Annotated in this window: 8 protein-coding genes; 4 read left to right on the top strand and 4 right to left on the bottom strand. The window is 39.7% G+C overall.

Annotated features, from left to right (window positions below):
* Positions 1-94 precede the first annotated feature (94 nt).
* On the top strand, positions 95-1,483 hold the full coding sequence (dbpA, locus tag L1267_RS22905) for an ATP-dependent RNA helicase DbpA (protein ID WP_235384308.1): 1,389 nt from the start codon (positions 95-97) through the stop codon (positions 1,481-1,483).
* Between the two features lie 9 nt (positions 1,484-1,492).
* On the opposite strand, the gene L1267_RS22900 is transcribed toward dbpA, so the two are convergent.
* Positions 1,493-2,074, bottom strand: a complete 582-nt coding sequence (locus L1267_RS22900; protein WP_199526050.1) for a DNA-J related domain-containing protein — start codon at positions 2,072-2,074, stop codon at positions 1,493-1,495.
* Between the two features lie 215 nt (positions 2,075-2,289).
* On the opposite strand from L1267_RS22900, the gene L1267_RS22895 reads away from it, so the two are divergent.
* Positions 2,290-5,070, top strand: coding sequence for a tetratricopeptide repeat-containing hybrid sensor histidine kinase/response regulator (locus L1267_RS22895; protein WP_235384307.1), 2,781 nt, complete (start codon positions 2,290-2,292; stop codon positions 5,068-5,070).
* On the opposite strand, the gene L1267_RS23795 is transcribed toward L1267_RS22895, so the two are convergent.
* From L1267_RS23795 to trxA, 3 genes are all read right to left on the bottom strand, one after another.
* Positions 5,043-6,299, bottom strand: coding sequence for a methyl-accepting chemotaxis protein (locus tag L1267_RS23795; protein ID WP_135923180.1), 1,257 nt, complete (start codon positions 6,297-6,299; stop codon positions 5,043-5,045). The two genes, L1267_RS22895 and L1267_RS23795, sit on opposite strands and share 28 nt — an antisense overlap.
* Before the next feature lie 162 nt (positions 6,300-6,461).
* Positions 6,462-7,721 (bottom strand): transcription termination factor Rho, encoded by a 1,260-nt coding sequence (gene rho / locus L1267_RS22885; RefSeq protein WP_062566226.1) that lies wholly within the window; start codon positions 7,719-7,721, stop codon positions 6,462-6,464.
* Between the two features lie 182 nt (positions 7,722-7,903).
* A complete protein-coding gene (gene trxA, locus L1267_RS22880; RefSeq protein ID WP_135923181.1) occupies positions 7,904-8,230 on the bottom strand; it encodes a thioredoxin TrxA in 327 nt (108 codons plus the stop codon).
* A gap of 90 nt (positions 8,231-8,320) precedes the next feature.
* Between trxA and rhlB the strand changes: the two genes are divergently transcribed.
* Positions 8,321-9,595, top strand: coding sequence for an ATP-dependent RNA helicase RhlB (gene rhlB / locus L1267_RS22875; protein ID WP_135923182.1), 1,275 nt, complete (start codon positions 8,321-8,323; stop codon positions 9,593-9,595).
* A 48-nt stretch (positions 9,596-9,643) separates the two neighbouring features.
* Positions 9,644-11,137 carry a guanosine-5'-triphosphate,3'-diphosphate diphosphatase gene (gppA, locus tag L1267_RS22870; RefSeq protein ID WP_235384306.1) on the top strand — a complete coding sequence of 498 codons (1,494 nt, stop codon included), beginning with the start codon at positions 9,644-9,646 and terminating at the stop codon, positions 11,135-11,137.
* Positions 11,138-11,625: the final 488 nt, after the last annotated feature.

Raw genomic sequence — 11,625 nt, 5'->3', positions numbered from 1 at the left:
ATAGCTCTTTTCGTTTAGAGAAACAATGCATTCTCTGCTATGATCCACTGCATCTTCGAGGATGTCCCTCAATTATCAAGTTTGGAATATTACTGTGACTGCTACTGCTTTTTCATCTTTGGCTTTGCCGAAAGAGTTAACCGATAATTTATCGACTTTAGGTTATGCGCAAATGACACCGGTACAAGCGCAAAGTTTACCAGTGATCTTGCAAGGCAAAGATATCATTGCTCAAGCAAAAACAGGGTCGGGTAAAACGGCCGCGTTTAGCTTAGGTGTGTTGGCTAAGTTAAATGTGAAACGTTTTCGCATTCAATCACTTATTTTATGTCCAACCCGCGAACTGGCAGAGCAAGTTGCAGAAGAAGTTCGTAAGCTTGCTCGCGGCATTCATAATATTAAAGTTTTAACTTTATGCGGTGGTGTATCTATTGGTCCACAGATTGGTTCACTAGAGCATGGCGCTCATATTATTGTTGGCACACCAGGTCGTGTTGATGATCATATTCGTAAGGGTACATTGCGTTTAGATGACGTTGAAACATTGGTATTAGATGAAGCTGACCAAATGCTTGATATGGGTTTTCAAGATACCCTTGATGCCATTGTTGAATGTATTCCAAATCAACGCCAAACCTTGTTGTTTAGCGCGACTTATCCAAAATCAATTGCAGCGATTGCTGAGCGAGTTTTAAGCAACCCTGAAATGATTAAGGTTGAAGAAGAGCAAACAAAAAGCACGATCACACAATACTTTTACAAGCTTGATAATAACAAGCAGCGCTTTAATACGCTGAAGCTGTTGCTTTTGAAGTTTCAGCCAGAAAGCTGTGTGGTTTTTTGTAATACTAAGGTTGAAACACAGCAAATTTGTGATGACCTATACGCTGAAGGCTTTAGTGCCGTTGCTTTACACGGTGATTTAGATCAACGCGAACGTGAACGTACTTTAATTCGTTTTGCTAATAAAAGCGCGTGTATCTTGGTGGCGACGGATGTTGCTGCACGAGGCTTAGATATTAACGACATGGATATGGTTGTAAATTATCACTTAGCACATGATCCACAAACTCATGTTCACCGCGTTGGTCGAACAGGTCGAGCAGGTAAAAAAGGCATTGCATGTTCTATTTATGGTGAGGCTGAGCAATTTAAAGTGGCACAAATTGGTGATCATTACGAACGCGACTTCAACCCTGAGCCACTACCTCCTTTTAGCTTACTTGAAAAGCCGGCCTACAAGCCTACGATGGCGACCATCATGATCGATGCAGGTAAGAAGCAAAAAATTCGTGCTGGCGATATTTTAGGTGCTTTAACGGGTAAAGAAGGTATTGCAGGTCATCAGGTGGGTAAAATTAATGTACTTGATAACGTGGCTTTTATCGCTGTAGAGCGAACAGCAGTCAAACCAGCACTGCGCAAATTGACCGAAGGAAATATCAAAAAGCGTAAGATTCGTGCGCGTCGTTTAAGTCGATAAGTTTAAAGTTTACGAGCAGCTAGCTTTTAGCTGCTCATACTCACGTTGTATTTTTTTAAACTGAATCGCACAGCCTTGACGGTCTGGGTGATGTTTTAAAGCCAATTGTCGCCAGCGCTTTTGTAATTCTTTTAGTGAAAAGTTAGCGGGCAACTGCCATGCTTTTTGTATTTGTAAAAGCTGCTCTTTTGTAAGATTTGCAGAAGTAGTATGCCTGTTGAATGTAGCAAAGCGCTGCCAAAACTCATTTAATAGCGCATCAATTTCATCACTTGTTGTGTCGTAGTTTTGCCAATCTAAATAATACTCCCGCAAAGGATCAGTATTTTCTAGCACCTTTTCACACTTGTTATTTATCAATTCAATATGTAAGGCAGCTATGTGCAATTGTTGCTCAGGGCTAACCTGTATTTGGAGTTGATATAAGGCATTCATAACTAAGAAGTTACGTTTAAAAAGATCTTTTTGTGGGTCCTTATCTAAAACACTAAGATGACCTGCATCATTAAGTGCACTCGCAAGCGTATGGACTTTCCAGATAGGTTGTTTCAAAATGAGGTAAAAAATCTCATCTATCAGTGGGTTAAGCATTGTTAGCAGGCCAATCTTTATGTAATCTAAAACTATATACGCTATCACAGCTGCCTTACTGAAACTATGTTTATATTTTCATCAAGGAAGGCATTTAGCCGAGTTACGATTTAGTTTTTTCCTCGGACTATGTTGATATTTAGGGATATAAACATATGCGCACATTATTGAGTCTCAGGTTAATACATTCGGCATTAGTATGCTGTAGTGTGCTGATGACTACGTTTAGTTATGCTTCAGATTCATTACTAGAGCAATTTAATCAATCACAAAAATTAGATGAAAAGCAGCAATTAGCGACACAATTACTTGCAGATACCACTATTAGCGCTGATGAAAAGCTGGCTATACAATTGCAGTTAGCAGATACGGCTCTAGAAAATAAAGAATTTGCCGCAGCATTTAAACACTATCAACTAGCTGAGAAGTCGACCTCTTTTGAAGCTCAACCAGACAGTTATTTTCGTGCAATCAAGATGCAAGGCGTTAGCTATTATTATCAAGGTCTTATCCAACAAGCTGTCGAATCCTATACACGTGCTTTACGCGTTGCCGAAAAAATGAATGCGCCTATTTCAGAGGCTAACTTACTGAGTAATATAGGTCTCGCTTATTTTGATATGTGGGATATGAGCAAAGCACTTGATTATTACACGCGCGCTAAATCTATCTACGAAAAGTATGGTAGCGCGCAAGATAAAGCTGATATTTTGCATAACATAGCGGGTCTTTATATTCGCTTATCGAGTTACGATATTGCTTTAGATATGTATAGAGAAACGCTAAAGATATTCGAGAAATTAGGTGATGAAGAAGGTGTTGCTCAGTCATATGGTAATATGGGCGTTGCTTACTCTGAGCTTGGACAATATCAATTATCATTACATTATTATCAGCGTGCATTACGGTATTATCAAAAAACACATGATGCCTATTACTTATCCTCTCGTCACGTCAATATTGCTAACGTTTACTTACGAACAGGTGATTTAGAACTGGCTCTAAGCCATGCTGATAAGGCCATCGAGTTTGCAGAACAAATAAATAACAAAACGTTAGAGCTCGCGGGATTATTATCAAGAGCTAAAATTGAGCTCTTACAAGGTAAGCTAACACAAGCGGAAGTAACACTGACCACCTCAATTGAGATGGCCAAAAAATATAAAGATGATCTGAGAGTGCAGGATGGCATTGGAATGAATGCATTGATCAAAGCAGGCCAAGGAGATTTCACCAGTGCGGTAGCTCATTTTGATCAATTCGTTCGAACCTTAAAGGCCGCAAACAATGAGCGACTTCTAAGATCCCTAGGTGAGCTTCACAGTCGAATTAATGCCAGTCAGTTGACTCAGGAAATTATTGATTTAAAACAAAAACAGCGAGTGCAAGAGCTTGAAATGTCAAAGCAAAGACAACTTGCCATCATGCTGTTTATTTTATTTATTATGCTAGTCGTGACGGGCATCACCATTTATCGACGTATGATCGAAAAAGGAGCGAAAGAGCAACTTTCATTGATGGTTGCAAAGCGCACCAATGAGCTTGAAGAAACCGCAGAAAAGCTGCGCAGTGCAAATGAAATTAAAAGTCAATTTTTAGCTAATATTAGCCATGAGATCCGCACACCATTAACGGCTATTTTGGGACAAACAGATACCCTAATGAATGGTTTTTATAAACCAGAGCAACTCAATGATGAACTTGCTGTTATTCATAAACAAAGTGAACACTTAAAAGACCTCATAAATGATGTGCTTGATATTAGTAAAATTGAGGCGAATAAACTTGAGTTGAGTTTAAAAGAAGGTGATTTAGTTTGCTTATTAAATGATGTTCATTCAATGCTAAGTGGGCAAGCAAAAGCGAAAGGGCTGAAATTTGCATTTCATAACCAATTAGGTGAGCAGTTTATTACTCGGTTAGACTTTACGCGGGTAAAACAAATTTTGATCAACTTATGTGCGAATGCCATTAAGTTTACCCATCAAGGTGAAGTCGAGCTGCAGGTCACACAGACGCAACAAGGTATTTGCTTTCAGGTAAGTGATACGGGGATTGGCATGGATGCTAGCCAGCTGAAACTTATTTTTGAGTGCTTCAGTCAAGGAGACAATAGCATTAGTCGACGGTTTGGTGGTACGGGGCTAGGGCTTAGCTTATCACAACAACTCGCAATCATGATGGGCGGCTATATTAGTGTCGAGAGCGAAATCAATAAAGGTAGCGTGTTTGCATTCTATTTGCCATGTAAAGAACATGAACCCAGTCAAACTGATGCCAATAGCAAATACGGAAGTGACTTACCGCAATCACTAAAAGGATTATCTGGAAAGGTATTGATTGCAGAAGATCATGCCGATAACCGTCGTTTAATTCGCCGTTATTTAGAGTCAATGGGGTTAGATGTAATTGCTGTTGATAACGGTGCAAAAGCGGTTGAGCAATGTTTAATAGAGTTTCCAGATGTAGTGCTTCTTGATATTCAGATGCCAGTTTTAGACGGGTTAAGTGCCCTTAAGTTATTGAAAGAGTCGGGCTTTACCCAACCAATTTACGCCTTAACTGCTAATGCGATAAGCCATGAAATAGAAGCGTACTTGCAGGCCGGTTTTACAGGGTATCTTGCTAAACCTATCGACAAAAATGTCTTTTTTACGCAGCTTGCCAAGCATTGTAAAAATACCGCAGAAAGCACAAAAGCAAGTCACGATATTAGTGATTTAGTAACTAGCTTTATTCAAAGTTTTAACCAAGAAGCGTCGCTTATTCAATTGCATTTGGCTGAATATGATTTATTTAATCTTCAGCAAGATGCACATCGTATTGGCGGAGCAGCTAAAATGTTTGCCATGGAGCATATCGCGAAAAGTGCCTTTGGCTTAGAGTCAGCTTTAAAAAATAACCAACTCTCAGAATTAACAAATTTAGTTGATCGTTTACTTGAGCAACTCAACAGTGCATTAGCTGATCAGAATAGCTCTACATCACCATCTTGAGCTTGTTCTGAATCATTATTTTGAGTTGTTTCATAGCGAGAGCGATCGATACGTTGTTCACTACTTGTTTCTGGGTGTGTGATCTTAAACATTGAAAGTTTATCATCAATAACATGCGCTAGACGCACTAAATCTTTGCTTGAGACAGCTTGTATTTGTGAACTTGATAATGCGTCAGAATTTAGCTCAACCATAGCATCAATACTCATTTGTGCTTCATCTGACATTTGGCTTTGTAAGGCAACCTGTTCATGCACGCTCTCAGAAAACGCGTTAATTGCTAACATAGCCTGTTCTATTTTATTCGTTTCTTTGGTTGATGCTTCTGATAGTTCAACAGTACGCTGTGTTTCTTTTAATGCTGTTTGCATCAATTGGTTGGCTTTTTCTGTACTATGTTGAATTTTAGCAACCATCTCACGAACTTCTTGGGTTGATTTACTGGTGCGTGCTGCTAAGTTTCGTACTTCATCAGCCACAACTGCAAACCCTCTCCCTTGCTCACCAGCACGTGCAGCCTCAATTGCGGCATTGAGAGCTAGCAGATTTGTTTGTTCAGCTATACTGTTAATCACATCAATTACAGAGCCAATTGCATCACTATCTTGTTTAAGTAAAATAATTTGTTCGCTAGTTTGGTTGATATTGTCGGCCAATTTCATAAGGCTAGCTTGGCTTTTGTCGGCATCAAGTCGAGTTTGTTGCACAGACTTTGTTGCATCAGAGACCGAGTGAAATATTTCTTCAAGGCTACGGTCAAGTTCTTTCGATACTTCAATCGTTCGCTTTATTGTCTCTGCTAAATCAACACCATGCGCATCTTGAATTGTTGCTTTTTGGGTCATTGATGCATAGGTGTCACGTAACGCATCAGCCATAGGTAATAAGCGGGCAGATGACGCATATATCTCTCCTAACATATGCTCAACCATAGTTAAACTCGCGTTTAATATGTGGCAGGCTTCAGGTAATTTATTGTCGTTTTCATCAAAACGAAAAGTAAAGTCGATACCCTGATCAGAAGTGATATTAGAAACAAAATAACTTAAGTGATCTTGTTGCTGCGCGTCTTTTAAATAAATAAAGGTAATTAAAATAAGCCAAGGAACAATGACCGTTAAGCCGATTACTGCCATCGCGACAATTGATAGTTCAAAAATAATAAAACTAGCAATACTGCTTAGTAAGCTGATGACAAAGAGAGCGACTGCTACTTTAATGCGGGTCATTGAAAAATCCTTACCTTTTAATCCTATAACTTATAGAACAAAACCCAACTAAATACCAACTATATTACGGAGTTATTTATAGTTGAATAGCGCTTCAACCGTACTTTTAAGTAAAAAAAATGCCTGTATAAAACAGGCATTTTTTTTGATTTTGAAAGCTGCTTATTGACGCTTCATCGAATCGAAGAATTCATCATTGGTTTTGCTCATAGAAAGCTTATCAATTAAGAACTCCATTGCGTCAATTTCTGACATCTCATGAACAATCTTACGTAAGATCCACATTTTCTGTAGTTCATCTGGCTTAGTCAGTAACTCTTCACGACGGGTACCTGAACGGTTAAAGTCGATCGCAGGGAATACACGCTTTTCAGCAATCTTACGATTTAAGTGTAGTTCCATGTTACCTGTGCCTTTGAACTCTTCGTAGATTACTTCATCCATTTTAGAGCCTGTATCAATAAGCGCTGTTGCGATAATCGTTAAGCTACCGCCTTCTTCTACATTACGTGCTGCACCGAAGAAACGCTTTGGTTTGTGTAATGCGTTAGCATCCACACCACCTGTTAATACCTTGCCAGATGAAGGAATAACCGTATTGTATGCACGAGCAAGTCGCGTAATTGAGTCTAATAAGATAACCACATCTTTTTTGTGCTCAACAAGACGCTTCGCTTTTTCAATTACCATTTCGGCTACTTGAACGTGACGGCTTGCTGGCTCATCAAATGTTGAAGCAATAACTTCACCCTTAACAAGACGCTGCATCTCAGTTACTTCTTCAGGACGTTCGTCAATTAGAAGCACCATTAGCTCACAGTCTGGTTGGTTGTAGCTGATTGACTGCGCAATATTTTGCAGTAGCATCGTTTTACCCGCTTTAGGCGGTGCAACGATTAGGGCGCGCTGGCCTTTACCAATAGGTGATGCTAAATCAAGTACACGAGCAGTGATATCTTCTGTACTACCATTACCACGTTCCATACGTAAACGCTCGTTTGCGTGGAGTGGGGTAAGGTTTTCAAAAAGGATTTTAGTGCGAGAGTTTTCAGGTTTGTCGAAGTTTACTTCGTTGACTTTAAGTAGTGCGAAGTAACGTTCACCATCTTTTGGTGGACGGATAAGGCCTGAAATTGAGTCACCAGTACGCATGCTGAATCGACGTATTTGACTCGGAGATACATAAATATCATCAGGTCCGGCTAAATATGAGGCTTCAGATGATCTCAAGAAACCAAAGCCATCTTGTAAGATTTCTAATACACCGCCGCCATAAATATTTTCACCGCTTTTAGCGTGTGCTTTCAAAATGGCGAAAATAATGTCTTGTTTTCTTAAACGGGCTACGTTTTCGAGCCCCATGGACTCAGCTAAGTTTACAAGCTCTTTTATAGACTTGTCTTTTAATTCGCGTAAATGCATATTGGTGGGTTCTTTATTACAATTATCATACTCAAAATCATAGTTTGATACATGAGTGAGGTTTGTTGGTATAACTAAGGATTAGTTGGCTTTATAAACTAGCAGGTCACTAGCAAGGCGTCCAGTCTTTAAACAAAATAAAGCTAAAAAAAGGGCAAAAAGCCCTTTTTTTACATTTTCAGTTAGATGTTGTTCTCTAAAAACTCAACTAATTGAGTTTTTGAAAGTGCACCTACTTTAGTTGCTGCAACCTGACCATCTTTGAAAAGAAGAAGTGTTGGGATTCCACGAATACCAAATTTAGGTGGTGTGCCCGCATTTTGGTCAATGTTTAATTTACCGATAGTTACACGGCCATCAAACTCGCCAGCTACTTCGTCAAGAATAGGGGCGATCATTTTACAAGGTCCGCACCATTCAGCCCAAAAATCAACAAGTACAGGTTTGTCTGATTGTAGTACGTCAGCTTCAAAGCTATCGTCAGTTAATTGAATAATTTTCTCGCTCATTGCGATCTCCGATAAGTTAGGCGAAATATTTAATGCGTATTTAAACACTCTTGTTTCTTATTGCAAGTTTAAACGTTATGCTTAAACGCTATGACTAAGACACATTTGACCGATAAAAAGTTTTCAGACTTTGCTATCGCACCGGAAGTGGTTGCCGGTTTAACCGAAAATGGGTTTGAATATTGCACACCCATTCAAGCTAAATGCCTACCTTTTATTTGTGAAGGCCGTGATATTGCGGGCCAAGCACAAACAGGTACAGGCAAGACGTTGGCGTTTTTAACAGCCACGTGCCATCGGTTATTACAATCTAGCAAAGCACCTAGTAAACATCCAAGAGCCCTGATCATGGCCCCAACTCGGGAGCTGGCGATTCAGATACACAAAGATGCAAAAATTTTAGCGCCACACTGTAATCTTAACTTAGGTTTAGTATATGGTGGCGAAGATTACGAAAAACAACGTGCACAACTAGAAAAAGGCGTTGATATTTTAATTGGAACGACTGGACGCCTTATCGATTTGTATAAACAGGGTTGTTACACCCTAAATGAAATTGAAGTTGTGGTGCTTGATGAAGCAGATCGTATGTTCGATTTAGGCTTTATTAAAGATATCCGCTACATGTTTAGACGTATGCCTGAAACCTCAGAGCGTTTAAACTTATTATTCTCTGCAACCTTATCGTATCGTGTGCAGGAATTAGCGTTTGAACACATGACTAACCCAGAGCATGTGCAAATTGAACCTGACGTTAAAACAGGTAAGCGTATTCAAGAAGAGCTATTTCATCCATCACAAGACGATAAAATTAAGTTACTGTTAACTTTAATTGAAGAAGAATGGCCTGAGAAAGCAATTGTGTTTGCAAATACGAAACACAGTTGTGAAAATGTTTACGCATGGATGAAAGCGGATGGTCATCGAGTTGGATTATTAACCGGTGATGTAAACCAGAAAAAGCGTCAATCAATTTTGGCTCAATTTACCAAAGGCGATTTAGACTTCTTAGTGGCAACAGACGTTGCAGCTCGTGGTTTACATATCCCAGAAGTAAGTCATGTATTTAATTTTGATTTGCCAGATGATTGTGAAGACTATGTACACCGCATTGGTCGTACCGGACGTGCTGGTGCTTCAGGACACGCTATTAGCTTTGCCTGTGAACAGTATGCCTATAATCTCCACGAAATTGAGCAATATATAGAACACAGCATTCCATTATCACATTATGATAAAAGTGCATTGCTTGATGATTTAACTAAGCCTACTATTCAGAAAAAGCGGAACTATTCTACAGGCCCACGTAATCGTAATAACAACGGACGTCGACCAAATAATAGTTACCAGAAATCACGGTCGTGATAAACGACCGTCATTGAAGACTTAGTAGTAACTAGAGGTTTTTGAACGGTGGGGCAATTTCAACCGCAAAAAAATGTGTATGCAGTAATCGATTTAGGATCGAACAGCTTTCATATGCTGATTGCCAAATCAATTGCTGGCGGTCTACAAACGATCGGTCGAGTCAAACGTAAAGTAAGGCTTGCAGCAGGGCTTGATGAAAACAACGTCCTAAGCTCAGAAGCCATGCAGCGAGGTTGGGAATGCCTAGCCTTGTTCGCAGAACGTTTACAAGACATACCAAAGAAAAACATTACCATTGTTGCAACAGCAACTTTGCGTCTTGCTACCAATGCCGATGTGTTTAAGCAAAAGGCTGAACAAATCCTTGGTCATAAAATCAATGTCATCAGTGGTGAGCTAGAAGCCAAAACGATTTACAAAGGCGTGGCGCACACATCAGCTTGTAGTGGAAAGCAACTTGTTATCGATATTGGTGGGGCGAGTACAGAGGTCGTTATAGGTAAAGGTTTTGACGCACTGCACTATAAAAGCCTACATATGGGCTGTGTCACCTTTTTAGAGCGCTATTTCAAAGATCAAAAACTGAGTAACGAAAATTTTGCAGCCGCGATTCAAGCAGCCAGAGATGTGATTGCTGAAATTGTTGATGAATATAAAACGGCAGGCTGGCAAATAGCGAGTGGAGCATCTGGTACAGTGCAAGCAATTCAAGAGATCATGGTTGCGCAAAACCAAGATGAACTCTTAACGCTTGATAAATTGTATGCCATCAAAGAGCAATCAGTGCAATTTGAAACAATTGCAGATCTTGAGCTTGCAGGTTTAAGTGAAGAACGCCGCCTTGTGTTTGTATCTGGACTTGCAATTTTAATCGCCTTATTCGAATCATTAGCTATAAAGCAGATGGGCCTTGCTCGCGGCGCATTGCGTGAAGGTGTGCTTTACAGCATGGTACCAGAGCTACATAACCACGATATTCGTAAGCGTACGGTTGATGGATTAATGGCTCGTTATCATGTCGATGTAAATCAAGCCTGCCGAGTTGCACAACTTACTGAGCAATTAGCAAAGAGTGTAAAGGGGCAGTGGCAGTCAATTGATAACAACGCAATTGCGTTATTAAAAACGGTAGCGAAGTTGCACGAGATAGGTTTATTAATAGAGTATAAACTTTATCATAAGCACACAGCCTACATTATAGAAAACACCGATATGCCAGGTTTTTCACAATCTGAGCATAAGCTGATCACTGCTGTAGCGAACGCGCATCGTGCAGATCTGGTAAAAAACAGCTTTGCATACCTAGGGTGTCATGAACAATTAGCTGAATGTTTGACAAGAATTGTTCGGATCGCAGTGATCTTATCAATGCGTCGCCAAGATGATGTACTGCCAGCACTCGATCTTAGTGTTAATGAAAACACCCTTACACTGACATTTGATGGCGATTGGTTAAAATATCACCCATTAATGGCCAGTGAACTGCAATTAGAGACCAAGCTACAAGCAAAAGCAGGTTGGAAGCTTATAGTTAAATAAACAGAAAAGGCCCAGAAGGGCCTTTTTTAGTATTCTTTTTGCCCATTTCGTTCGTATTTTGCTCGAACAGTCATTTTTTTCATAAAAACTTCAAAAAACAGTTGATCTCAATTCGGATCTCCCTATAATGCGCATCCACCGACACGGCGGACTGCTTACAAACAAGCAAAGCAACGAGTCGATTGAGTCAAGTAAGACTGAGTTTTGAAAAAATAAACTTTTCTCAAAATTAAGTGTTGACAAAAATAACGGCTTGCGTAGAATGCACAGCCCTTGAGACGCAAAAGTATCTCAAAACGTTCTTTAACAATATAAAGCAATCATCTGTGTGGGCACTCGTACAGATTGAGTTCTAACAGCCGATTCTAGTTCGCTAGATGACGCAAACAAATTTAGAGTCTCAATTTCTTATGAGTGACTATATAGTCAATTTATACAGAATTCATTGAGCACGAAACTTCGGTTTCAAAAAACTTTTAATTGAAGAG

It is taken from the genome of Pseudoalteromonas sp. OFAV1, assembly GCF_021532595.1.
Taxonomy (GTDB): domain Bacteria; phylum Pseudomonadota; class Gammaproteobacteria; order Enterobacterales; family Alteromonadaceae; genus Pseudoalteromonas; species Pseudoalteromonas lipolytica_C.
Note: the sequence above shows the minus strand (reverse complement) of the source record. Positions and strands in the feature narration are given on the sequence as shown.